Annotated in this window: 25 protein-coding genes, 2 tRNA genes and 1 other RNA gene; all 28 read right to left on the minus strand. The window is 32.6% G+C overall.

What is annotated here, in order from left to right:
- Window positions 1-64 precede the first annotated feature (64 nt).
- On the minus strand, window positions 65-664 hold the full coding sequence (locus ACZ41W_RS10605; protein WP_464311958.1) for an SAF domain-containing protein: 600 nt from the start codon (window positions 662-664) through the stop codon (window positions 65-67).
- 10 nt (window positions 665-674) lie between these two features.
- Window positions 675-1,115: a hypothetical protein gene (locus ACZ41W_RS10610; protein ID WP_464311959.1), complete on the minus strand. Its 441-nt coding sequence runs from the start codon at window positions 1,113-1,115 to the stop codon at window positions 675-677.
- 8 nt (window positions 1,116-1,123) lie between these two features.
- The gene (locus ACZ41W_RS10615; protein ID WP_464311960.1) at window positions 1,124-1,510 is read right to left on the minus strand and encodes a hypothetical protein; all 387 of its coding nucleotides are present in this window, start codon (window positions 1,508-1,510) and stop codon (window positions 1,124-1,126) included.
- 5 nt (window positions 1,511-1,515) lie between these two features.
- Complete coding sequence (locus tag ACZ41W_RS10620) at window positions 1,516-1,749, minus strand: hypothetical protein (protein ID WP_464311961.1); 234 nt, start codon at window positions 1,747-1,749, stop codon at window positions 1,516-1,518.
- A 10-nt stretch (window positions 1,750-1,759) separates the two neighbouring features.
- Window positions 1,760-2,350 (minus strand): hypothetical protein, encoded by a 591-nt coding sequence (locus ACZ41W_RS10625; protein WP_464311962.1) that lies wholly within the window; start codon window positions 2,348-2,350, stop codon window positions 1,760-1,762.
- Window positions 2,351-2,367: 17 nt separating this feature from the next.
- Entirely contained in the window at window positions 2,368-3,246 is an 879-nt protein-coding gene (locus tag ACZ41W_RS10630; protein WP_464311963.1) for a hypothetical protein, read from the minus strand.
- Window positions 3,243-4,421: an ATPase, T2SS/T4P/T4SS family gene (locus ACZ41W_RS10635; protein ID WP_464311964.1), complete on the minus strand. Its 1,179-nt coding sequence runs from the start codon at window positions 4,419-4,421 to the stop codon at window positions 3,243-3,245. The genes ACZ41W_RS10630 and ACZ41W_RS10635 overlap by 4 nt, the downstream gene beginning before the upstream one ends.
- Window positions 4,412-5,587 (minus strand): hypothetical protein, encoded by a 1,176-nt coding sequence (locus ACZ41W_RS10640; protein WP_464311965.1) that lies wholly within the window; start codon window positions 5,585-5,587, stop codon window positions 4,412-4,414. Before ACZ41W_RS10640 ends, ACZ41W_RS10635 begins: the two co-directional genes overlap by 10 nt.
- Before the next feature lie 179 nt (window positions 5,588-5,766).
- Complete coding sequence (gene recR, locus ACZ41W_RS10645; protein WP_464311966.1) at window positions 5,767-6,366, minus strand: recombination mediator RecR; 600 nt, start codon at window positions 6,364-6,366, stop codon at window positions 5,767-5,769.
- 8 nt (window positions 6,367-6,374) lie between these two features.
- Entirely contained in the window at window positions 6,375-6,713 is a 339-nt protein-coding gene (locus ACZ41W_RS10650) for a YbaB/EbfC family nucleoid-associated protein (RefSeq protein WP_464311967.1), read from the minus strand.
- A 20-nt stretch (window positions 6,714-6,733) separates the two neighbouring features.
- Window positions 6,734-8,443: a DNA polymerase III subunit gamma/tau gene (dnaX, locus tag ACZ41W_RS10655; protein ID WP_464311968.1), complete on the minus strand. Its 1,710-nt coding sequence runs from the start codon at window positions 8,441-8,443 to the stop codon at window positions 6,734-6,736.
- A gap of 93 nt (window positions 8,444-8,536) precedes the next feature.
- On the minus strand, window positions 8,537-10,387 hold the full coding sequence (locus ACZ41W_RS10660) for an HD domain-containing phosphohydrolase (protein WP_464311969.1): 1,851 nt from the start codon (window positions 10,385-10,387) through the stop codon (window positions 8,537-8,539).
- Window positions 10,380-12,281, minus strand: coding sequence for an HD-GYP domain-containing protein (locus ACZ41W_RS10665; RefSeq protein ID WP_464311970.1), 1,902 nt, complete (start codon window positions 12,279-12,281; stop codon window positions 10,380-10,382). The genes ACZ41W_RS10660 and ACZ41W_RS10665 overlap by 8 nt, the downstream gene beginning before the upstream one ends.
- A gap of 121 nt (window positions 12,282-12,402) precedes the next feature.
- Window positions 12,403-12,667, minus strand: an RNA gene (gene ffs / locus ACZ41W_RS10670) — signal recognition particle sRNA large type.
- Between the two features lie 8 nt (window positions 12,668-12,675).
- Window positions 12,676-12,765: transfer RNA gene (locus ACZ41W_RS10675), tRNA-Ser, on the minus strand.
- Window positions 12,766-12,810: 45 nt separating this feature from the next.
- Window positions 12,811-13,275, minus strand: a complete 465-nt coding sequence (locus ACZ41W_RS10680) for a nucleoside deaminase (protein WP_464311971.1) — start codon at window positions 13,273-13,275, stop codon at window positions 12,811-12,813.
- 88 nt (window positions 13,276-13,363) lie between these two features.
- Window positions 13,364-13,439, minus strand: a tRNA-Arg gene (locus tag ACZ41W_RS10685).
- A gap of 6 nt (window positions 13,440-13,445) precedes the next feature.
- The gene (locus ACZ41W_RS10690) at window positions 13,446-14,147 is read right to left on the minus strand and encodes an OmpA family protein (protein ID WP_464311972.1); all 702 of its coding nucleotides are present in this window, start codon (window positions 14,145-14,147) and stop codon (window positions 13,446-13,448) included.
- Between the two features lie 3 nt (window positions 14,148-14,150).
- On the minus strand, window positions 14,151-14,927 hold the full coding sequence (locus ACZ41W_RS10695) for a hypothetical protein (RefSeq protein ID WP_464311973.1): 777 nt from the start codon (window positions 14,925-14,927) through the stop codon (window positions 14,151-14,153).
- Between the two features lie 100 nt (window positions 14,928-15,027).
- On the minus strand, window positions 15,028-15,411 hold the full coding sequence (locus ACZ41W_RS10700) for a helix-turn-helix transcriptional regulator (protein WP_464311974.1): 384 nt from the start codon (window positions 15,409-15,411) through the stop codon (window positions 15,028-15,030).
- 12 nt (window positions 15,412-15,423) lie between these two features.
- A complete protein-coding gene (locus tag ACZ41W_RS10705) occupies window positions 15,424-15,843 on the minus strand; it encodes a hypothetical protein (protein WP_464311975.1) in 420 nt (139 codons plus the stop codon).
- Between the two features lie 521 nt (window positions 15,844-16,364).
- Window positions 16,365-17,795 carry a helix-turn-helix domain-containing protein gene (locus ACZ41W_RS10710; RefSeq protein WP_464311976.1) on the minus strand — a complete coding sequence of 477 codons (1,431 nt, stop codon included), beginning with the start codon at window positions 17,793-17,795 and terminating at the stop codon, window positions 16,365-16,367.
- 120 nt (window positions 17,796-17,915) lie between these two features.
- A complete protein-coding gene (locus ACZ41W_RS10715; RefSeq protein WP_464311977.1) occupies window positions 17,916-18,827 on the minus strand; it encodes a diacylglycerol/lipid kinase family protein in 912 nt (303 codons plus the stop codon).
- Window positions 18,828-20,314: 1,487 nt separating this feature from the next.
- On the minus strand, window positions 20,315-21,202 hold the full coding sequence (locus ACZ41W_RS10720; protein WP_464311978.1) for a ParB/RepB/Spo0J family partition protein: 888 nt from the start codon (window positions 21,200-21,202) through the stop codon (window positions 20,315-20,317).
- Between the two features lies 1 nt (window position 21,203).
- Window positions 21,204-21,968, minus strand: coding sequence for a ParA family protein (locus ACZ41W_RS10725; protein ID WP_464311979.1), 765 nt, complete (start codon window positions 21,966-21,968; stop codon window positions 21,204-21,206).
- Window positions 21,969-22,905: 937 nt separating this feature from the next.
- Complete coding sequence (gene rsmG / locus ACZ41W_RS10730) at window positions 22,906-23,601, minus strand: 16S rRNA (guanine(527)-N(7))-methyltransferase RsmG (RefSeq protein ID WP_464311980.1); 696 nt, start codon at window positions 23,599-23,601, stop codon at window positions 22,906-22,908.
- Entirely contained in the window at window positions 23,601-25,490 is a 1,890-nt protein-coding gene (mnmG, locus tag ACZ41W_RS10735; protein ID WP_464311981.1) for a tRNA uridine-5-carboxymethylaminomethyl(34) synthesis enzyme MnmG, read from the minus strand. Before mnmG ends, rsmG begins: the two co-directional genes overlap by 1 nt.
- 10 nt (window positions 25,491-25,500) lie before the next feature.
- Entirely contained in the window at window positions 25,501-26,868 is a 1,368-nt protein-coding gene (mnmE, locus tag ACZ41W_RS10740) for a tRNA uridine-5-carboxymethylaminomethyl(34) synthesis GTPase MnmE (protein ID WP_464311982.1), read from the minus strand.
- Window positions 26,869-26,907: the final 39 nt, after the last annotated feature.

The following is a 26,907-nucleotide window of genomic DNA, read 5'->3' on the forward strand; positions in this document are numbered from 1 at the left end:
ATATCCCTCCAGTATCATATGACCATTATATCAAAGAAATAACATCGAACAACACAAAGATGTCCTAATTTTCAGTTTTTTTCACAATTTCAAGCCGCCCCATATTCAGTTTTGAGACAATGGCATCAATGATTTCAAATCGACCTTCAACAAGCAAATAGACTGGTACACTGGTCTGATAGTTATTCTCTGAAAGACTTTGATCATACCGACCTTTTACCATAACTTCTCCAAGCTCCGACAAGTGTCCTTCGAGGTCTATATATTTCACCAATACACGCTCTCCTTTACTCATCGTCCAACACATCGCTTCTTCTGGATTGAGTTTAAGTGTTGTCATGCTGTTTCCTTCATTTGGTACTAAGTATGCATTTTCTGTAATCATTTCTTCAATAATCTGTGTATTTGAGGACAAATTATACGTCACTGTTTTTCCCAATAAATCTTCTTTTGCACTGTATGCAGTTTCGCTGATGCTTTCAACGGGAATTTCAATGACTTTTAAATCTTCACTTTCTATTTTTTTGCCCGCTGTCAAATCACAACTCGTGACTAAAACTGAAGCTAAGTTCATCTGTTTAGCTTGATTTAATCGATTTAATTCTAATCCAGTCAACAATAAACTGGCTATTACTAACGCTATAATCACACTTATTTTTTTCATGGATCACCTCTTAATTATCAATTGGAAATTCGTACCACACATCCGCTTTCATCTCTTTTACAAATATCCCTTGGAAAATAAATTGAGGCATGTAATCATACTCACAGACAATATGACAGCCTTTATGGCCATCCTTTTCACCATACTCAACTTCTAATAGAGTAAGCCGGTGTTTCTTTGGAAATGCTTGTGTGATGCTCTCTTTCACTTGTGTGATGAGGAGTGAATTATTATCAATCACGCCTTTTGTCAATGCATCAAAGCGCAGGTTTAACAGGGCATCATAACTTGCCTTTTCAATGGTGACAATGATGTCTTCTTGTATCATTTTAAAAAAGGCAAGTTCTTGCATACATAATGTCATGGGAAATATTACCCCCACCAACATAAAGAAAATGACAATCGTTAATCCAATTTCGGATAGTCCTTTGACCTTTGTTTTATTTATCACGGATGCTCCTACATACTGATTTTTCTAGACAAAAACTCTTCTTCAAACTTAAAAATCACCTCTGATTGTTGTCGACGGGTCAAATTTTTAATGCTTGAGTATCGGTATACGCCAGTTACGCTGAGGATATTCAAAGATCCCTTTTTTACACTGAGCTTGTCTGAACACGTTACTTTGATTTGATCAATGCCTAGTTCAATCAGTTTTTGTTTTAAACGATCCACATCTTCTCGTGCCAATCCATTCTGCTCCTCAGCTAGTAAATAGTACGTTCGACATACACTTGAAAATTGCAATTTTGAGTACATTGGCAATATATACTCAAATAAAGACACAAATAATAGGCAAACCAATATCAAAGATATTCCCAATATAATGGTATTTTCAATACTCATAAATATTATCTCGGAAATATTTGGCCACTAATGGAGTTACTCCACCAAGTTTGCATGTCTGTGATAATCCCCGTCGCAAAAGCACGGATTCCAGGAATTAAGATAAACGCAGCTACAATCAAACCAATGGCAATTCCAATAATCGCACTCATGCCAAACTCACCTTTTTCATCGTGTAAAAACTTTTCACAGCCTCTTTTAAGCGCTGTTTTAACCTTTAAAACCGTTTCTAATAGCATCTCTTTCTCCTTATCTAAAAATTATTTGGGCGGACTGAAACATTTGATCTATAAGAGGTAAAAAAATAACACCTGAAGCCGATATAACAAAACAAACCACTGCAGCGAAGTACTTTTTACGTATTTTTTTGGTATCCTTGCGCATTTGTGCTAAATACTTTTGAAACAGCATATGATCTAATCGAAGAAAAGATTCTTTTGAAAGTCCACTAACCAGGGATCCTTCTAAAATCCCAATAAGAATCATCCCTTCTTCATGTGAAAAATGTGTTTTCAAATAGGCAATGCCTAATTTTGTGTCATTGTTGTGAGAAATAATCACTGACATTTGAATGAGTATTTTTTTTAGATGTTTATCCACGACAATCTGATGCAGGTTTTTTAAAATATCCTCTGCACGTGTTCCAGAACATGTCTGAACGTACATATATTTGTACATTCTATAAAAGTTTTTAGCCAAACTTGTTTGTGGATATTGAAAGTTATGGGGCTTTTTGAGCTTGCTCGTGTCTGCTAGTTTAACCTGTTTAACCTTCATATTTTCCAAAAGGATACTTGCAATTAGACATCCTGCCAAACTATTCACTAAAAGTAATACCACACTGCGTCCTCCTTTACTTAATAGTGTTTGGGATTTGCCGTTATAATAATTGTCATTCCTATACAAAAAAACAATGTAAGGACTACTGTAAAACCGATGTGTCGAATAAAAAACCCCATTATATAATCATGATCCTTAACGATTTTAACTGTTGTAAATACCACGAGTAACAAACTAAATAACATCAGATTTCGATCGTGTTCAAGTTCAACTTTGCGCTTGTTAATTTCAACTTGTATGGAAGTATATTCATTTTCGATGGCGCGCATTAATTCTGCTACATTACCTCTACGCTTGTAGACAATTTCAATATTTAAAAAAATATATTTTATATACTCATTCTTGGTGCTGTCCTGCAATGTTTTGAATGCTCTAGCAGGCGATACGCCCATTTTGACTGCTTGATTGAATTTTTTTATTAATTGATTAATATATCGATTTTCAATGGCATTTTGTGAATCTCTTATGGCGATCATGATGTCTTCTGATTTTACAAGTCTTGAATTTACTTGTGTTAAAAAGTTAAAGATCCCTTTATCAATAGATAAATCCACCCACTTGATGTATTTTTCCATCGCAAATATTGGTAGTAAAATTCCTATAAAGAGGGCACTTCCACGGATGAACCACTGTTTACAAACCATCATTGTCACCAAAGTCATAATCATCAACCAAAGACTATAGAATAATCCGAGGTCAGTTAAGGTGATTTTTTCATCTAAAAAAGTAAAATTCAGATACCGTTTTTGGATATAATCCATGAAGGTTCTTTTAGTTTTAAACGAATATATTTCTTCACTCATGCTCATTTTGATGGCATTCTTATTTAAATGAAGGATGCCAAATACGCCCCATATGACTCCGATTAAATTAAGTCCTATTATAATAAACATCATCGATCATCACCTGCAATTTTAAATAGACATTCATAGTCCACTTTATTGGACGAATCTGAAAAATGCTTTAGCTGAATAATTTCATGTACCTCAAATTGATTCAGATAAATAATGTATTCGACACTTTTTACCATCATCTGCATCAACTTGCTTTGATCAATTCGCGTTTCATTTTCAATCAGCATTAACAAACGATCCAGAGCGTCAATTGCAGAACTTGCATGAATTGTTCCCATAATTCGATGGTCCGTGTAGCCTGCCTTGATAAAATCCCATGCTTCACTCCCAACAATTTCACCAATGCAATACGCGTCTAAACTCATGGTCAATCCTTCACGTATTAAATCCGTCAAAGTTAATGTTTTTCCACCAAATTCATTTTTTTTGATGTATTGCACAATGACATTTTTATTCTGTGGATAAAGTTCTGAATCTGATTCACATATCAACACTCTTTCCATTTCATCCCCATCATTCAACAACGCGCGCAGCAAAGTAGTCTTACCTGCTGCTCCTTTTCCACAAATTAAATAATTCCTTCGCTTGTGATTGATTTCTTTAAGCAAGCTTAGTGCCTCGTGATTGAACATTTTTTTCTCCATCAAGATCTCTAAAGTGCATAAACTCGATGAATGCTTTCGAATGTTTAAAGATGCACCATTGACATTTCGCGGTGGAATACAGACATTTATTCGTAAATGCCGCTCTCTATCGCTTACACGGCAGTGATTGTCCACTTCATTGATGAGTCCACCATGTCGAATGATGAGCAATTTACAGAAACGTTCAAAATCTATTTCATTTTCAAATTTCAAAGGTGATTTCTCAATGCATCCATTCCGTTTACACAGGACATAATCAAACTGAGGGATATCAATATCTGAAACAGAATCATCATCGACTAATTTTTGCAAAAGTCCATATCCATAAATGGTGTCAAACAGAAGCTCTTTTATTGCATCTGGATTAAAAATCCCCTTTTGACTCATAATTTTTTTTTCAATTTCCTTTTTCAACACAGAATTTGATACTTTTCCTGCTTCAATATCTGAAATCAGTGTTGAAAATTCAGTGACGACTTCATCTAATAGTTGATTTACCACAGTTGTGTGTGCTCTATTTTCTTGCACATTTTGCCAGTCAAAAGGTTTACTAATGCTCTGAATCAATCCCATATCTTTGTCCTTTCAACGATTTTTTTGACAAAAGCATCTCTCATTTTACAGGACTCAGAAATACTTCCAATATATTGTGATCTAAATAAAGATTTGTACACGCTTTGCAGAGGATTATAACCACTCTTAAGGAAACGAGTATCCGGCAACTTAGCTAACACAACATTCTTACTCTCAGGAATTCCCTGTTTCGCGTTCAATAGTTTTATCGCGTTGTATTGATACCTAACTTCATGCAATTGAGCTTCTGTAACAAATACATTGATATTGCTCATATGTAGCCCAATCATTGTCATCACATCGTATAAAGATGAACCGACATTTAAAACTATGACTTGATAAAAAGTTTTGAGTTGATCAAGAAGCTGTTTTATTTTGTGTTCATCATAATGTTCATAGTTATACATATTGTAATTTCCTAACAGTAGATGTAAGTGAGGCGTCACTTTCTTTACATATCGATCCATCTGTGGGTCAAATGTTAATCCTTTATCTAACACATCTAAAGATAAATTGAGTCCGGTATTATCGATACCCGTTAAGTGACTTTTGATGGGCGTTGTGATGTGTGTCATATCAAAAAGGGTATCCATGCTTGGTTTTAATAAGTTTCCATCAATTAGCAATACTTTTCCAGTTGCTTTTTTTGACAGATGTTGTGCCAGGTGCTTCGCACATCGTGGACTATCAATTACCGTTATAAATGTCGCATTTTCCATCCATCTTTTCTTTTTATGTTTGATTTTAGAAGCGTCCTTATTTTTAATCATTGGAATAGCTGAGTAATTTTCGATAAACTGAAGATCTTCTGATTCCATGCGCAGTTGTTGGAGGTAATGTCGCTTAAGTTGCTCTTGATGATCCATTAAAATGGCCTGCAACTTCTCATTTAAGTCCATCTCGCATGAAATTTTCATTATATTTTTTGAGACAAACACATGATCTCTAACGCCAATATGACAAATGAGCGGATCGCTATGATGTTGATTTATCTTTTCGAGCGTCTTTTGATCTGGTTGCGAAAGCACAATCCAAATAAACCGTTCGTTTTCAGGTATTGGTAGAAGCTGGCAATCAATCCATTGAAATTCAGAGCCTTTTATTAATCTCTTTAGCGTAGTAAACAACTCTTTTTGAGCCTCTGTAAAATAACATACTAAATTCATATCAACCCTCATTTCCAAAATATGGAATTAATATACCATAATTTCCATATTTTGTAAACTGTACAAATAAAAAAAGTAGGTCTTTTGTATGAGACCTACTTTTTAACGATTCAATTTAGTGAAAATATTTATTTTATCTTATGATTTATTGAATACAATTATTGAATACAATTATTGAATTACAATTGACGCCTACCCTCAATAGCTTTCGCAAGTGTTACTTCATCCGCATATTCTAAATCACCACCAACAGGTATTCCATGAGCAAGACGCGTCACTTTGATATCTGTTCCTTTGAGCAATTTAGAGATATACATAGCTGTTGCTTCACCTTCAATAGATGGATTCGTCGCAATGATAATTTCCTTTGTTTCGTCTGACTGTAACCGAACAATAAGTTCTTTAAGCTTAATGTCATTTGGACCAATCCCTTCCATTGGTGAAATTGCACCATGCAGGACGTGATACAAACCATTAAACTCTTTTGTGTTCTCAATTGCCATCAAATCACGAGGTGATTCGACTACACACATGATCTCTTGATCACGTTTATGGTCACAACAAATATCACAGAGCGTTTGATCTGTTAAATTAAAACATTTTTCACAATATCGTACTTTTCTCTTGATGTCTAAAATTGCTTCTGCAAAGTTCACTACCTGATCTTGTTCCATGTTGACAACATGAAAAGCCAATCTTTGCGCACTTTTTTTGCCAACTCCGGGCAATTTTGCAAACTCATCAATTAATCGGCCGATAGCAGGTATATATCTAGACATAATAGCTCCTAAAACAAACCAGGCATATTTAAACCACTTGTATATTTCCCCATCGTTTTATTCATGGTTTCATCCGCTACTTTTAAAGCCTCATTCACAGCAACGATAATGAGATCTTGCAACATTTCTATATCATCGGGATCTACAATTTCAGGTTTTAATTCAATTGCAACTAGCTCTTTTTTACCATTTACAGTTGCTTTAATGGCACCACCACCAGCAGTTGCTTCAAAATTTTCAACTTCTAATTTTTCTTGTGCATCTGTCATTTCTTTTTGAATTTTTTGGATTTGTTTCATCATGTTATTCATATTTCCAGGTATCATTGGTCCTCTACCTTTTGCCATATTTGCCTCCAGTAAATTTATTATTTTATTTCGAGCACATTATTAAAGTCTTTAAAAAAGTCTTTAATTTGTGCTTCTTTATCGGTGCTTGAGTGTCCTTTTTTTTCATTGGCACTGTTTTCAGAATGGGTACTATTTTCCGACCCATCTATTATATCATATTCCAAGGAAATTGGTTTCTTAACTAATTTTGAAATTAAATGATTTAGATATTCAGAATTTGATGCATTATTGAGCAGAGACATAAACATTTTACTTTCTGGCAACAATCCGATATGACATTTGTTATGCATCATTTTAACAGGTGTGGATCCGTGTAATGTTGGAATCAACCCTTTTTTGTCTCTGGATATGACCTCCATAAACATTGGCCATTGCTCGGATACTTCTTCTATCGTGCATTCACCTTCTTTAAACTCAATAAAACGATCAATCTCTTCTTTCTTTGATGATTCAACTGCTGGCTGATCATTTATAGTTGAATCCATCTTTGAAGTTGTTGTATGTTGCGCGTCGCTTTCTCGTTTATATTCATGTAAAGGTGCAGTATTTGCAGGCATTGGCATGCTCACACCTGCTTGTGATAATTTCTTTTCAAGACGCTCTACTCGTTCAATTAAGTTTTGATAACTCTGTTGTGTTTCTGGATAAATTAAACGCATCAATGATGCTTCTAAAAGTGCACGCTTATTCTGAGCATATTTAATCGACTTAGATAATTCAATCAATTCATCTAGCGATCGCGACAGATGAACAGGTGTTAAGTTTACAGAAATGTCCTTTACACTTTCAATATACTCATCAGAGGCGTCTATTAAAGAAGTGTGATTTTCTATGACCATCGTCATAATTAAGAGATCTCTATACACTTCTATCATTGCATTGATAAATTGTTGTATGTCTTTTCCTTGCTTTAAAATACTGTCTATTATAATTAAAACTTCACCCGCTTGATTGCTTTCAAGAAACTGAATGAGATTTAAAATCTGATCTTTCTCTACAATGCCAAATATTTCAACAACATCCGAAATTTTTAGCGAATTGCCACCAATACTCAAACATTGATCTAAACCGCTTAAGGTATCTCTCACTGCGCCATCACTCTTTTGAATGATAAGTTTTAAAGCCTCTACATCATATTGAACGTTCATTTTTTTACAAATATGCTCAAGACGCGTTAGAATTTCGCTAAATGAGACGCGTTTAAAATCATAACGCTGACATCTGGATAGAATCGTGGCAGGTATTTTATGAAGTTCTGTCGTTGCTAAAATGAATAGAACATATTCTGGTGGTTCTTCTAATGTCTTTAATAGCGCATTAAATGCGCCTTGAGAAAGCATGTGGACTTCGTCGATGATATAAACTTTATAGCGACCTTTTGACGGTGTAAACTTAATATGCTCTCTCAACTCACGAATATCATCTACGCTATTATTTGAAGCAGCATCCATTTCAACAACATCGATGAATTGATCTTCCAATATACTCAAACAGTTCTCACATTGATTACATGGGTTTCCATCCGTATTGTTTAAACAGTTTACAGCTCTTGCGAAGATTTTTGCTGTGGATGTTTTTCCTGTTCCTCTTGTCCCTGAAAAAATATATGCATGCCCATAACTATTTGACATAATCTGGTTCTTCAATGGAATTGTGATATGATCTTGACCTATAATTTCATCAAATTCAATGGGTCTCCATTGCCGATAAAGTGCTTGATATGACATAATTTACTCCTTTAGCTTGTAATTCGAACTTTGTCTAAATGACATGATATTCATTTCATGTATCCATTAATGCGCTTACTCTAACTTTTGTTGTCAATCACTTAAAGCCGTATCTTCAATAATTTCTTGTATCTTCTCAGGTTCTTCCGTAATTAAACTTTCAAATACATCCACAAGTTCAGGGGCAAATTGTGATCCTTTATATTTAACGAGTTCTAATAAACCTTCTTCTTTCGTACGAGCTTTTGAATACGATCGCGCAGATGTAATGGCATCAAATGCATCCGCTATCCCAATAATACTGGCATATGCGGGCAAACTCTCTAATTGTTTTTCTGCCATTGGGTAACCTTTTAAATCATATCGCAAATGGTGATATAAAATGGCATCTTTTATATTTTCTTCGAAATTGATGGATTGAAGAATCTGAATCCCCTTTGTTGGGTGTTTTTTGATTTCATCGTATTCATAATCCGTTAATTCACCTTGTTTACACAATATAGCTTGATCGATTCCAATTTTTCCAATATCATGCAAAAGACCTGCAATTTCAACATTTTCGATCTCTTCATTTGAATAACCAAGTTTAGTTGCGATAACCACCGCAAATCGCGAAACGCGACGTGAATGCCCTTCTGTGTATTTATCTTTAGCTTCAATAACGTTGACAAGTGCTTCAATCGTTCCAAAATACTGTTTTCTTAGTTGTTCATAGATGATAGATCGCTGAATGACCATTGCAGCTTGATTTTTAAACATTTTAAGAATCATCATATCATTTGGACTCATTTGCTTAACCGTTCCAATTGCCATGATTGCCATAATTTCTTGATCCACTTCAAGAGGAAGTAACGTCAAGTAATTCATATCTAAGTAATTGATTTTTACAGTCTTGATTTCGGGATTTTCAATTAATTCACGTGAAATATAATTTTCAATATTGATGTTTGTAATCATTGTTTTATTTAAGGTATCAGAAGAATACGCTTTTAATTCCCATTGTTTATTTGAGTTTAAAATATAGATACCACCAACATAAATATTGAAAAGATAATCAATTCTCTTAATGATGTTGTCTAACAAATCCTTAATATCCCAGTTACTGATCAGCGATGAGTTAATTTGATTGACATACTCTAATTCCCTATTTTTTCTCAGAATATTACTTTGCAACGAAATCTCGTCATTAATGGCTTTACCAATACAAAGGTAAGTTCCATTTTCGAGCTTTGATGCAGTCAAATTCACAAATTCACTTGAAATGGACATAGATGATTTAAGCTTAATAGACACATAAACTGGATTATGAATAGCATCATTGACTATTTGTTTCCAGGTTTGACTTTGATCTTCTTTTTGCTCAATAAGCGCTAAAATATTCGTTCCTAACACTTCAGGTTCACTATAACCTAATCGAGACGTGAATACATCATTTACCTTTTGGATATTGCCATCTTCGTCTATTTGAAGTACAAATTGATTGGATGAACTGATTATCGTACGATTAATGCCTTCTTGAGCTTGATTATTTTGAGTCAATTCATGAATCGACATCTTTAACTGATCTAACTCTGCTAATAATGCATCAACTGTTTCAGATGTAGTTTGTATGTGCTCGTGTAGTTGATTTTTAGACTTTGATAGTTCCAATCTTTCTAAGATCAACTCTTCTATTTTCTTGCATTCACCAGAATGTTTGAAATCAAAAGCATTTGACTGACTCAGCCTTTGAAATTCAAGCAAAAAAATCCCTGGTAATTTATAAATAGATAAAATATAGAGCGATATATTCACTAATACTACTAAAAGAATTATAGTTATTTTTATGCTAATTGGTTGTGCTTTAGTTAAGTAAAATACACACAAAACTGAAAACACTGTAAATGGCATAAAAACAAATAGAAATATCAACTTTTGAATTCGATTTTGATAGCTTTTATTCATTGATAACCTCTTGTGAATATAAATTTGTCAGAGCAAGATTTTTTTCAGAAAGTAAATTATCAATTATTCGCACAAACTGAGGCGAGTACTTGATTCCAATGGATTGATGCATTTCTGTTACAAAACGATCTATTGCAGTATGCTCTTCCATAGAGCTCATATATAAATCAAAATCATTTGCCACTCGAATAATTTGCGCATAATAAGGTTGCTCCGTCATAGTTGAACTTTGATCATTTTGAAGATTGTAATCCAAATGATGATGTTCAATCCCATCTAAAATTCCCTGGGTCAATCCTACTCGTTCTACCATCTGTCTTCCCAATAAGCCATGCTGATCTACATCAAGAGCGTATTCGGTAGAATCTTCAGAGAATGCTAGTTTTCCGATATCATGAAGTAAACCAGCGATATATAATTCGTCTATCTCTTGTTGGGTTAAATAAAGTTTTTCTCCAATAATGCGACAAATTTCTGCGACTCTTCTCGAGTGTCCATTAAATTTATCCGTTTTGAGTTCCGAAGCCGTAATAAAGGCCTCAACTGTTTGAAAATAGTTTGATTTAAGCTGTTCATAGAGCATCAATTTTTCAAGTGCAATGGTGACGTTTATTGAAATGGATTCCAATAAGATCAGTTTTTCAGAATCAAATTCAGTTTCACTAATTAATGCTAAGATTCCGATTGTTCGATTGTAATTTGATAAAGGAATATATGCAACTTTTCGGTCTTTTTGAAGAATTTTTCGAACGATTTCATCTTCGAATAATAAATCAGATAGTGAATTCAGTAAAAGAATTTTATTCTCTCTAAATGAATAACTCATGTGTGATTCATTGAAATTCTCATTGACTTCCACCTGCGTATTCAACACAAAATCTTTCGTATATCCTCCGAGTGCTTTTAATTCGAGAATATTATTCTTAATTGCAAGTCTTATTGAACATGTATCAAAATTACCAATAAATGCTATTTTATCTGCTATATCACGTAACGTACTTTCCATACTTAATTGACTTGTAGTTAATTTACTGATTTCACTAATAAAATGTAAATCTCGACTTCTTTTTAAGTAATTATTCAATAACATTTTTTCTTCATTTGAGATTTCAGAAGAGAATACAATATATTTTATTTTTTCATCTTCGAAAATTCGTTTACTCTTTCCTGAAAGTGCTTTTCCATCTTGAAAATGCATCATGACATGGTTAAAATCACGTGTTCGAAACAACTCAAATTGTGACTCTTGTATGCTTAAAATATCAAATATTTGAACGGTTTCTGTTTGGTTTTTTTTCTTGTCAAATCGCTTGACTTCATCCATTAGAAATTGATTCATAACTAATATTTTACCTTCGTAATCAGTTACCCATACAAATGCAGACAATTGATTAGATAACAAATCATAAAAATTAGTTAATTCACTGGATGTTTCTTTTATTAAAGTTATATAGGAATCCAGCTGGTTGAGTTCTTCTGAAATGCTCGCGCTTTGATCAAGTAATTGAGTATACTGCTTACTATCTTCTTCAAAAGCTTCTTTATCACGACTTAATATGTTTGTCTTATCAATATATTCGTGGTTTAATTCAATAAACTCTTTATATTGTATTCTTGTAAAAGTATTACCAAGTAGATAAAACATGCGTTTTTTATCATTTTGATAAATTTTTATAATTGAATACACACCAATAAAAGCAATGAATATTGCAATCGCAATGACTGAAAATAGACGATCCACGGATTGAATGCTTCTTATTTGATATTTTCCAATTGGCAATATAAATAAAATTGACAAAATAATCGTATTTACCAACAATATACATAAAATTCTAAATGCTATATGATATTCAAAATATCGATTATTTTTTTGTTTAACATCATCTCGCTTCATGTAATCCCCTTTAATTGCATCATAAATAAATTATATTAGATAATGACCAAAATGAAAAGCAACTCATAAAAATAAAAAAATCATCCTGCATACATCGATGCCTGATGATTTTTTTGTTACGCCGTGCACTTAACTTCGAGCAATTACTATGGACGTTAACTTGCCAGTTAACTCAAACCAGGCGACCTCGCGGCACATAGATGTTCTCGCTTACCGCTGCTTCCTTCCAGACCTGACGGGGTTCACAAGTATCTATTGCGCAAGACCCAATTCTCAACATTACTTAACAAGCGCAGACTCTACAATAAGTGTCCTTAGCTTAAGCATCAACCCCGCTACAGCGGATTGCGGGTTACAAGGAACCGCTACCTCCCCGTCTAGCACGGCATATCTTTGGCGGAGAGAGCGGGACTCGAACCCGCGGGGCCATGACAGCCTTACACGCTTTCCAGGCGTGCCCCTTAGCCAGCTCGGACATCTCTCCAATAACATACATTTTAATTCAATTCTGTACATGCCGTCAATACATTTATTTCTTACGTTTACTTCGAAAAAAATCTTGCATCATCAAACGACATTCATCTTCTAAAATACCTTGAACAACCACACATGTATGATTCAGCTGCTCAAAATCAAATAAATTAAATACCGATCCACATGCACCGGCTTTGGGATCACCTGCACCATAATATATAGTCCGTATTCTTGACTGAAATAACGCTCCAGTACACATAGGACAGGGCTCAATTGTAACATAGATATCACATTCTGTCAATCTCCAACTCCCTAGATTCCTTGCAGCATCCATCATTGCGTTCATTTCTGCATGGGCAAGCGGACTTTCTGAAACCTCTCGACTATTATGACCTCTTCCAATAATTTTTCCATTCTTCACAACTACAGCTCCTATTGGTACTTCCCCAAATAGAAGTGCTTTTTTACCTTCTTTAATTGCTTCCTTCATCATATATTCATTTATACTTGTTTCAATCATGAGATTTCAACTCCTAAGATTTCTATGTCATTGTAAATAGATTACAAAAAATCCCTGAGTCTTTTAAAACACAGGGATTACATACTCATGGCGCACCCGAGAAGACTTGAACTTCCGACCTATCGCTTAGGAGGCGATCGCTCTATCCACTGAGCTACGAGTGCTAATAGTTACTTAGTATGCTTCATACCAAGATAGTGATTTAAGAAATAAATCTCAACGCGATTATTAAGGTTCTGTTTCCCCTCATCAATCGTTAATGGATTATTAGCACCTAGTGCGTAGATTTTTATCATCTTACTTTGGAATCCGAGATTGACAATCGATTGACTCACGCTGTTGGCCATCTCTAGACTTAGCTGTTGCCTTTGTTCCGTTTGATCAAAATCAGGATAACCATTTGCAAAACCTACAACAGCCATCTCTTCATCAGGATAACGATTGAGTAATAAGAGCAGTGTGTCACTGTCCTCTTTTGAGAGTGTGACGAATTTTGAATCCTTATCATAATGAACAATCAATTTAAACTGTTTTAACTCTGCTAATTGTTCCTTTGTATAAATCGTTCCACGATTACCAGAATCATTTGTTGAAGCACTATTGGATTGATTATTGGATTCACCATTTGTTTCTTCTGAAGTTTCAATATCTGTAGCATCAGATGAATTTTCAGTAGTAGTGGTCACATCTGAGGTTTCTTCCTTATTCATGGCATCAATTGTTTCTACACCATTTGAATTTACAGGGCTCTCATCTGACTTTGTCAGATGCTGAACGATGTAGTAAGCGGACATCGCGATTCCAACTAACAAAACAAATGAAAAAATGCTTAAAACAATCTTGCCTTTTTTTGTCAGTCTATACTCTACCATACATTACTTCTTTGGCTTTACAAATTCTACTAAATTGATAATTTTTTGAATTTCATACTCAATCATAGTATTTTGATCTTCTTGGAATTTCTTTCTATTTTTATTAATTTCCTTTAGATCTTCAATTCTTTTTTCTAATTCTCGAATTGTTGCATCATTTCGATTAAAAACATCTTGCGTTGTTGCAACAGTCTCTTCTAAAACTGTATTCAATGAATCAATTCTTCTATAAGCATCATTCAAAAGCTCATCTAAGCTAATATTTGATATATTCATGATATTGAGAACTGTTTCACGCTTAATATCAATCGGTAAATTTTCAGGAACTGCTTTTAAATAGACATCTGCCATAAAAATAGTCTTTTTAACATCATTGTCCAAATGGGCATTTCTATAAATTTCGTCAATTGTCATCATTTTATTTTTTTCATATGCACCAATAATTAAGTCTAATTTGTCACTAATATTTTGATCCATTTTTTGTTCGCTAAACTTTTCTGGATTCACCGTTTCAAATTTGACAGTCTCAGCACTAATTGCTTGTTTTGGCTCTTCATAAGTTGAATGCTCCAATGAATCAACTGTTACTTTCATTTCATTATTTTCTGATTCTGGATGTTTTACATCATGATTCATTAAATCTGATAAATCTGGAATATGTTCAGGTTCAGGAATCGCATCATACTCTAGTTCAGAATTTGATTCATACTCAGTAATGTCTTGATCGTTTTTGGGTTCAATTAAACCCATTCTTTCAAAGATTGATTTCTTAGGTACCACAGTAACCTCCTAGGTATTAGACTTGCTTTATGATTATCTCTTTCAATTCATTTAATTAAGTTTATAACTAAGATTCATCTTTAAAGGATGGATCCTAATATTATGAGTTTATTTGACTTTCTAGATATTGTATTTTACCCCTATTACTCTTAGAGAGTGTTTTGAAGTTTTCAATGATCTCATCTTTATTCTGAATTTGCTTTTTCTTTACATGAATTTGAGAATTTAACAATTCAATAAGTTCATTTAAATCATCAATATACTCTTTCTTAATCTCGTCGATTTCATTTCCGCTACCATAGCCATTATTTGCCATAACTTCAATAGTTTCTTTTATAATTTCCACGCCAGCATCATCAATATATGTAATGTTACTCCGTGTGTGAATATGATTTTTCAGAGCCTTCTTGTTCTTATTAACCTTTTTATAAATCGTTACTTTACTAACTCCAAGCATCCTAGCAACTTCAATTACCCTATACATAGATCATTCCACCTAATTATCTATTTTTTTCATTAGAGCACTCTGTAACTTATTAATTAAATCCATCTCTTCCATCATTTTAATCTGATACTTTCGTACAATATCATCTTTTAACTCAAGTTCAGAATCTAGATTTACTAACTCGTTTCTTAGTATTTCGACTTGATCATATAAGACATCTCGCTCGCGATCAAACTTGGAAATTGATTTGCTTAATTTCATATCCGTTTTCTCATGACTATTTACTGAGCTTATATCTGATTGCTTTGAAAAAAGAGTTTTTAAAATCTCCAATCCTCTATCATCAAAATAAGTAACTCCATCTATTTTAAAGAGATTCGGATCTATTAATGATTTGTGCGAAATGAGTTTTTCAAAAACTTCTGTTTTTTCAACGCCTAAGATTTCTGCAACTTCGCTTACTTTATACATCGAACCTCCTCCTATAAGTTAACTGTTAATTTACAGTAAATCAAACCACACGTGTTATATAATGCCTTACAGCGTTATATTAATTTTACATAATAATCCTGTAGATTTCAAATACTATTTTAATGAATCGATATCAGAAATATAATGCATTTTTATACTGAATAAGCTAGTATTAATAGCGTTTTAAGTTATATACTGTATACTTAACAAAAAAACGACAGCACTGATAATGTTCTGTAAACACTTACAGTTAGTCGTTTGATTTATTGATAACAAACAATCTTGGTTTTTATGAAAAACACTATTTGTTGTTGCTAATCTCACATTTTTCAACCATTCATTCTATTTAAATGATTAGTTAGCAAATTTTTGTCTATACTTCAGGAATTTTTTCTCTATTTGGTACAATCATTTTACTTAAGTCAGAGGACTAACGTCAGCGATTTGTATCATTTTTAGAATCTAATTAGGTGTATTAGAATGAGATTTTACTCATTTTCTTCAGCCTACCTAGTGAAGTTTCATTTTGATACAGGCTTATCATGATATTTTTCAAGTTTCCTATATAATGTGGATCTTCCAATTTCTAACGCTTCAGCCGTAAGTTGTACATTACAGTCTAATTGATTGTAAACTGTTAGAATATAGTCCTTTTCATGCGCTTCTAATGATTCAAATTTAATTTTAGGTGTCAATTTATGTGCGTTTAATCTGAATTTGTCAGATGATTGATCATAAATAGCTAAGCTATTGATCAAACTCACCACTTGATGAAAACTCATACCTTTCGCTAAATTCAATAATTGTTTTTTTTCTGTTTCACTAACGATACATGCTCGCTTTTTTATAATCAACTCAAGTATATTTAGATCCTCATTGGTAAAATCATGATAGTTTTTTAGCTTGAGCGAGTTCAGTTTGAATTTATCTAATAATTGTGTATACAATTTGTTGACGCTCTCCGAAGTAAAATCTAAGATACATTCATCTGTAAGTGTTGACAGTATTATGTTTTTACACTTGAAATCACTATACTTTGAGTTTTGAAAGTTTGATAGAATTGAATCGCTGTAAACAGTTAACAGCATAATTGTATCTAAGTTTGCACGATATACCCCTTCAATAATGACTGTTTCATTTTGAAACAAACAACTTTTTAGCGTTTGTTTTTGAATGAAGTTAGGCAAACTCACTAGATCTACAATTACTGGATTCATACCTAACTGCAGCGACATATACGTGCATATTGATGTCTTACCAGAGCCTACTCCACCAATGACCAGTTTCGGAAGAGGGTTTGCTATCATCTTTTCAATTTGTCTACTAATTTCTTCCACATAATCATCAGGCGCTGACAAAAAGTCACCTAGTTGATGCTTTGTTTCTACTGCTGTTGCTTTCCCTACAGCTTTATTCTTCTGATACTCATAATTGTGTAAAAATTCCACAATTTTTGCAATTTCATACTCGTTTGGTTTAATTTGTGTAAATAAGGTCAATATACCTTTATTTTGATCATCCTCTTTTATTTGAAATCCTATCGAATAATATTGAGATAGCGCGTCTAAGTAATGTTCACTCAATGAAACAATTGACGTCTGTTTAGACTTAAATGAAATATAACCTGCATTTGTACCAATAAGTGCATCATCAAGAGAGTCGATTTTTTCGAGGTTTGAATCCCATAATCGTGATGAACATTTCACGAGTTCATTATTAACAAGTATATATTGATAGGAGTCCTTTATAATTGAATCTATGAATTTTACAAATTGATCTTCAAAGTAATGATCTGATGAACTGCCACAACTTTTAATTTGACTATTTGGGTAAAGGTTTTGTAGTTTGCATTTGTACCATGACATTGAGATTTCTTTAGAAACTATTTTCTGATTTATACGACCGGTTTCAATAAATTGTACTTTTGCGTCTTTTACTAACTCATTATCCATTCCAACACCTATTTTCCTTTAAAATTGAGCTGTAACAAATTTTAATACGTCTTAAATCCGTACTCCAAAAATTAATATAACTTTTAATTTAGACCTTATATAATTTACAAAAATTGGAAATCAATAGTCATTTGTATATATTTTTACAGCATTTTCTACAATTTTTAAATGAGCAGGTGTCTGACCAAGTAGATTGCCATCTGCGTTAATATAATATTGGCTGCCTGTTACATGAATACTAATTTCCTTGCATTTTAAATAGATAACTTCTTTTAGATCGCTTAATTTACCAGAATATACTTTTGGCATTTCTTTAATGAATTTTGTTTTTTTAACACCGTTCACCAAACACACATCAAATAGACCATCATTCAATAACGCATCAGGGCAAATATTCATCCCGCCTCCAAAATATTTACCATTCCCCACTGCAATCAAAAGCATGTCACCTTCGTAGTATTTACCATCGGCAACAACGGAAACCTGACTAGCTTTAAAAGTTATTCCTGCTTTCATCGTACTTACCATATAAGACGATTTTCCAGGTAACCATTTTTTATAACGATTCGTATCAACAATAATTGGACCATCTATACCAAACGAGCAAACATTGATAAAATTGAAATTGTTCACTATTCCAACATCAATAATAGAAGTTGACTGATGAATGATTGCATCGAAAATTAAATCTAGATACTTTTTTTCTGGCAAGTTCTTAACAAAATCATTACCCGTACCCATCGGTATTATTCCAATTGACGGCATTCTTTCAACAGGAAACTTAAAGCCATTTATCAGTTCAGATAAAGATCCATCGCCTCCAATTGCAACAAACTCATTCCATCCCTCATTATAGTATTGATTAACAGCTCTAGATATATCACCTTCACATTTTGAGACATGAATTAAATACTCGATTTTATCAAAATGCACATCAAACTTTTGTTTTATCAAAGGTAAAACTTCAATTGTTTTACCTTTTCCTGCTACTGGATTTATTATAAACAAAATTCTACGTTTAGTATTTAGCATAAAAAGCTCCCTTACCACTTAAATTCTTTCGGATTTAATCGTTCTAATTATTTTGAGTATTCTTTTTTTGATTCATTGATTTCATGAATTATCTACTTTTCCATTCACAATAAAATAAATAGAGTTTTGATTTATTAAATAACTAGAAAGTACTTGTTTTCATATTCTTATTTTACCATACTCACACTAGATTTTGATAGTAACAATAAAAATAATGTTTCACGTGAAACATTTTGATTAAATTTTGGGATGGTTATACTTGATATAACTAGTCTAAGTACTTTAATTACACACACATAGTTTTCAATGGCTCATTTCTTACTTTTTTCCTATTTAATATTAATTCAATAATTATAACTCTTAACTAATCGATTTATTCAAGTATAAATTTTACAACCCTCTTTTTATAAAATGAATGTAATTTTACACATACAACCTAATATGCATGCCATCCCTAAGAGTATTATCCTCAATCTAATCTGTAATTTTCATACTTAAAACAGTTTACTCATTCATCACTGAATCACCTATAAAACATGTAATAAATAATTCAATCCTTCTAACTCAACCTATCATAGAAAACAATCATTCATATTTGTCTTCTATAACTATTTTTCTATTTCTTAATGACTTTCCTCCATTGTTCTCCTATTTGGTTCTTTATATGGTTCTTTATATGATTCTTTATATAGTCATTATATACAGTTTACTTTATAAGTCGTCTTTATAGTATGCAGGGATGAAGTAATTAATATTTGTTTAGTAGCTTTTGAACAAACATAGATACACTCTAGATCTATTAAACTAAGTTTTGTTTCGATTGCTCACTTTTATTCACATGAATGTTATGAAAATGCTATCATAATTATTTCGAACACATAGATTTAAAAACATTTCAATTCATAAAGTATTGTATTTGATTTTATGAACGATTACTTAATTGATTTATCATACAAATCATGTTCAACAGTTTAATTTATTGATCGAATCATAATACCTGAGATAGACTTTATTTTGTTGATGTAATTCATATTTAATCAATGATACAGAATAAAAAATGTTTCACGTGAAACATTTTGTACCTATGTGACTAGCTCCATCTAATCTTGAATACTAATATATTTCAAAGCCACACAATTTATTTGATTTGCTATATAGATTTTATGAATTTACTATTAGATCGTTCATTCAAAACAAAAAGTAATTAAAGTCTTCCATATCATTCAATTTTTTATTATTATTGTTATCAGTCAAAGGAATCATTTTCTAATTGAACAGTCATTTATGTATTGATTAATAAAGTACCTGTGAATAAGACTAGTTGATCCGTTTTCTAAGAATTAAATCTTCCTATTATATTACTTATTGAGGTCGTATTCCTCACCTTCATATTTCAACTAATTAATCACCTTCAACACAGATAGTTGTATTTTGTTAACTAATAAAAAAACTAGACGTTTCACGTGAAACATCTAGTTACTATTTGGTTACTTAATTTTTTCAAAATAGTCGATTAATCTGTTTAAATCTTCCATCGAATAAAAATCAATACTAATTTTACCCTTGCCTTCTTTTTCTTTAATTTGTACTTTAGTTCCTAAGACAGTAGATATTTGTGACTCAAAATTTAATACATCAATATTTTTATCTATCGTTTTATTTGAACGAAGCTCTTTATCTTTAAACAACTTATCGCTATTTTTTACCAATTCTTCAGTAGCACGAACACTTAACTGCTCAGAAACAACTTTATCAAACGCTTTCTTTCGTATTTTATCACTTTCAAGACTCAACAAAGCCCTTCCATGCCCACTTGTAATGACTTTGTTTGAAATTGCATCTTGAATATATTCATCCAGCTTCAGCAATCGAATTGTATTTGTTATATATACTCTTGATTTACCAGCAATTTTACTCATTTTTTCTTGTGTAAGTTCAAACTCGTCAATTAAACGATTATAAGCCATTGCTTCTTCGATTGGATTTAAATCTTCACGCTGCAAATTTTCAATTAAAGCCAGTTGAGCAATTGTAACAGCATCGACATTTTTAATTATAGCTGGGATTTTCTTTAATCCGATGTGTTTACAAGCTCTCCATCTTCGCTCTCCAGCGATTATTTCATATAACCCACCAGCTTTTTTTAAAACAATTGGCTGTAGCAAACCATGTTCTTCTATTGATGTGGCTAAAGCTTGGATACGTTCAGGATCAAATATTTTTCTTGGCTGATTCTTGTTTGGCATAATAAGATTGATATCTATATCATGTATGAGTTCGCCATGTTCATTGATTTTATTTTCAAAAGCTTCCATAGATTCGTTAGGAATTAAAGCCCCAAGTCCTTTACCTAAACCGGATTTTTTAACACTCATCTTACTCCTCCAAACTTAAAAATTCATCAACCAATTCTATATATGCTTCAGCACCTTTAGACTTTCGATCATAATGAATTACAGGCAATCCAAAACTTGGCGCTTCAGCCAAACGAATATTTCTAGGGATTATCGTTTGATACACTAAACCTTTAAAATGACGTTTCACCTCTTCAACAACTTGAATTGACAAATTGGTCCTTCCATCAAACATACTCAGCAAAACACCTTGAATTTCTAATTTTGAATTAATACTCTTTTTAACTAAATTAAAGGTATTCACCAAATGACTCACGCCTTCTAATGCGTAATACTCACATTGAATAGGAATAATAACACTATCCACAGCAACTAACGCATTAATAGTCAACATACCTAAAGAAGGAGGACAATCCACTAAAATATAATCATACTGATCTTTAATTCTTGCAATCTGATTTTTTAACAAATACTCTCTATTTTCAAACTCAATCAGTTCAATTTCCGCGCCAGCCAATTCAACACTTCCTGGTACAATATCTAAATGATCAAAAGCAGTGTGTAAGATACATTCTTCAATACTAACTTCATTTAACAATACATTGTATATAGATGAGTTCAACTCTTCTTTATTAATTCCAACACCACTTGTCAAGTTTCCTTGTGGGTCGTTATCAATCAACAAAACTCTTTTACCTGCATCAGCTAAAGCAGCTGAAAAATTTACAGCAGTTGTCGTCTTACCAACACCACCCTTTTGATTAAAAATAGCGATTGCTTTTCCCATACTTCCTCCATTGAAATGACTATCTTTATTATACTTCAAATCATTTTTATTTAAAAGTTAAATAGCGATTTCACACTAATAATTACACCAAAAACGTGATTATTAGATCTCATTTGACATGCACATTCATAACATGGCTCTTTAATTTTCTACACAACATATTTAACCAACTTTATTTAAAGCGTTATAAGAATACCGACTTATTATTTACATTATTCATTGATATTTTTTAGTATTTAATTTTATCATCTTCTTCAGTATCTTCTTCTGCATCTCCTTTAGCAACTCCTTTAGCATCTTCTTTAACATCTTCTTCAGCGCCTCTTTAGCATCTCGTTTGGTTATTTATAAACCATTCATCCAAAATTGAACAGACAAAAAAATCCATTCAATAAGTTTAAACTGAGTTAAAATCGTTCGATTCAGTCAATATGTACGTATACTACATGATATTGCCACTACAAAACCCATTCTGCATTTCAATACTTTTACCTATTTACTACTGACTCATATCGTCAATCTCATATCCTTTAGCCAACTGCTTTTTTCAATTCTTTTTTTCATCACTTACATATAATTATTATCACTCTCAACGTTCTATATGTTTTTACAAAAGATCATTGAGATCTATTCTAAACTGTCATGACAAATTTTTGTATTTTATTTAGTATATCTTATTATTATGATATATTGTTTTTATATATTTTATATTTTTATTATCTTTAATTTATCTATTCTATATTTATTTTATTTTATATTATTTCATTGTATTTTTTATAAAACAATTCGAAATTATTTTGTTGTTAAAAATTTTAAATCACACAATGTAAATAACAACTACTCAAACATGATAAAATCACGTATAGACAGTCTAATTACAAAAAAATAAATTTAACAATTCTCAATTTGACCAAAATATTTGAAATAAAAAAACCACCTATAAAGGTGATTTTTTAGGAATTCCTGCTTTTCGTGGATACTTAGATTCTATAGTTCCAATCTTTTGAATAATCATTATATCTCTTTTGCCACAATCATTAGGTAAAATAAATTCTTGAATATCTACTAATTTACATTTAAGCTTAGCCATCGCATTTTGAGCATCTTCTAACTCTGATTTAGTTTTAAGACTTTTATAAGCTAAAAAATATCCATTTACTTTAACAAAAGGCATGACATATTCAAGTAACAATCTCAACTCTGCAACAGCTCGTGACACTGCGAAATCAAAGACTTCGCGATATTTTGTATTTTGTCCAAAATCTTCAGCGCGACCATGAATTAATTCAACTTGATTCAATCCTAGTTCAGCGCATATCATCTCTAAAAAATGAATCCGTTTATTCAAAGAGTCTAACGCAGTCATTTGGCAACTTGGATTCATGATTTTTAAGGGAATTGCTGGAAAACCAGCCCCTGTACCTATATCTATGATTTTTTTATTCTGCAAATCAAAAGGTAATTTTTCAACTAAGATCGAATCTAAAAAATGTTTTATATACACCTCATCTCGCTCAGTGATTGCGGTCAAATTATACTTTTCATTTTCTTCAATCAACAATCGATAATAACATTCAAATTGTTTGAGTTGTTCCTCTGTAACATCCATATTTGCACTTTGAAACCAGTTCATCATGACTTATCTCGCTTTCTATAATGTTCTAAATAAACCAATAAAACCGATATGTCTGCTGGAGAAACGCCTGAAATTCTTGATGCTTGACCGATAGAAGAAGGGCGAATCTCTGTCAGTTTTTGACGCGCTTCTAGACGTAAGCTATCAATTAAATTAAAATTAATTTCAGCAGGAATTTTCTTTTCCTCCAGAGATTTAAACTTTTCAACTTGTTGTAGTTGTTTTTTTATATACCCTTCGTACTTAACAGAAACTTCAATTTGTTTGATAGCATCTTTCGTTAAATCAGCAGGACGACTCTCATCAATTTCAGATAAGTGTTCATAGTAAACCTCAGGTCTTTTAAGAATATCTAAAATTTTCATACCTTGTGTTACCCTTGGTAAATTTAACCGGTCAAGAACAAGATTCAATTGATCGGCTTTTAAATTAGTAGAAGCAATTCTCGCCATTTCAGCTTCGACCATAGCACATTTATCTTTAAATTTTTTATATCTCTCTTCAGATACAAGGCCAATTTGATAGCCTCTCTCTGTCAATCTTAAATCTGCATTATCCTGTCTTAACAACAATCGATATTCTGATCGAGATGTCATCATACGATATGGCTCATCTGTACCTTTTGTCACTAAATCGTCAATTAAGACACCAATGTATGCCTCAGATCGATCTAAAACAAACGGCTCTTTGCCTTTTACTTTTAAAGCAGCATTAATACCCGCTATTAAACCTTGTGCAGCCGCTTCTTCATATCCAGAAGAGCCATTAAATTGACCCGCTGAAAACAATCCTGGTATTTGCTTAAACTCTAGAGAAAGAGTCAAATCCATAGGATTGATACAGTCGTACTCAATGGCATATGCCGGTCTCATAATTTCACAATTTTCAAGACCTGGAATCGTTCTCATAAAAGCAAGTTGAACATCCTCAGCCATACTCGTTGACATGCCTTGAACATACATCTCATTTGTATCTCTTCCTTCAGGTTCAATAAATAACTGATGTCTTTCTTTATCAGCAAAACGCATCAATTTAGTTTCAATAGATGGACAATACCTTGGTCCGGTTCCTTCAATGGTGCCTGTGAACATCCCAGATTTATCTAGATTTCCTAAAATGACTTCATGTGTTTGATTATTCGTATACGTCAACCAACAAGGCAGTTCTTTTAATTCCACATGATCATTCATGAAAGAAAACAGATCATAATCTTGATCGCCCCATTGAATTTCCATTTTATCATAATTTAAAGTTCTTGCATCAATTCTAGCAGGCGTTCCCGTTTTAAAGCGACGTAGTTCAATTTTCTTGTCTTTCATGTCTTCAACAAGCTCATAAGAAGCCGCTAAACCATTAGGACCACTGGAAATAACAGCATCACCAATAAAAATTTTACTACCTAAGTAAGTCCCTGTTGCAAGAACAATTGACATGCCTCTATAAAAAGCACCTGTTTTAGTAATGACACCTACAGGATGATCATTTTCAAAAACAAGATTGGTCACTTCAGCTTGCTTAATGTATAAATTCTCTTGATTTTCTAAAACTTTTTTCATTTCACGATGGTATTGATTTTTGTCAGCTTGAGCTCTTAATGAATGCACAGCGGGGCCTTTACTGCTGTTTAACATCTTGCTTTGTAAAAATGACTTATCGATATTCAGACCCATTTCGCCACCGAGTGCATCAATTTCCTTAACTAAATGACCTTTACCAGTGCCTCCAATAGAAGGATTGCATGGCATCATCGCGATTGAATCTAAATTAATTGACAAAATCAGAGTTTTAACACCCATCCTAGCACTTGCAAGTGCAGCTTCGCAGCCTGCATGCCCAGCACCAACAACAATACAGTCAAAATATCCTGCATCAAACGTTCTAACCATTTATAACTCCTTATTTTCCCAAACAAAATTGACTAAAAATATTATTCAATAGATCCTTTTCAACAGATTCACCTGTAATCTGACCAAGACCAAAAATGGCATCCTTCACATCTACTTCAACAAAATCATACGGCATATGATTGATGATAGCAGCTTTAGCATCTTTTACATTTTTCAAAGCACCTTCAATTAAATGTATATGACGAGTATTACTTACCATTTCACTTTCATCAACCATCAAATCACCATTAAATACCATATCTTTAATAGCAGTTTCAACACTATCTAATCCAATTTCTTTTTCAATTGAAATCTTTAGAATTCGCTTATCTTTTAAATGACTATGAATGACAGATTCATCTATTTTAGATTCTAAATCCGTTTTATTAATTAAAACGATTGCGTGTTTTTCTTTAACCAACTCCATTATTTCAATATCTTCATCAGTTAAACATTCAGATGCATTCAGCATAAAAATCACTAAATCAGCCGCATTAAACATTGACTTAGATCGTTCAACACCAATTTTTTCAACGACATCATCAGTTTTTCGAATACCCGCTGTATCCACGAGTTTTATTGGAATGCCTCCAATGGTCATAAATTCTTCTATTAAATCACGTGTTGTTCCAGCAATTTCAGTTACAATTGCCTTTGAATCTCTTAACAAGGCATTCATCAAACTTGATTTACCGACATTTGGCTTACCTACAATAACAGTCTTCAATCCATCACGTATAACCTTACCATTTTGAGACTGACTTAATAACTTATCTAATGCATGCTCAATTTGTGACAAACGTTCTTCAATTTCTTGATACGTAATTTCTTCAATATCCTCTTCAGGATAATCAATGCATACTTCTATATTTGCCATCAATGAGATGAGATCATTGCGAATTTGTTTAATTTTTTTAGATAAAAACCCCTCTAACTGATGAAATGCTAAATCAAAGCCTTTGGTTGTTTTTGAACTCACTAAATCCATCACAGATTCTGCTTGAGCTAAGTCAATTCTGCCGTTTAAAAAAGCACGTTTAGTAAATTCGCCACGCTCAGCCATCACAGCACCATGTTTCAAGCATACATTTAATACTTCGCGTAATGAAATAATGCCGCCATGACAATTAATTTCAACGATATCTTCTCTCGTATACGTATTAGGTGCCTTCATTTTTACGAGCATCACTTCATCTATGACACGATCTTGACTCACAACATGCCCGTAAACCATTTCTCTGTTTTTGATCTCACGGTTATTTCTAGGTCTGAAAATTTGATCGCTAATAGCAAATGCATCTGGTCCACTCATTCGAACAACTCCAATTGCACCTTCACCAATGGGTGTTGAAATTGCTACAATCGTATCATTAATCATATAGTTCTCCTGTAAATTAAAATATAACCCAGTGTTTAA

It is taken from the genome of Fusibacter fontis, from assembly GCF_055378735.1.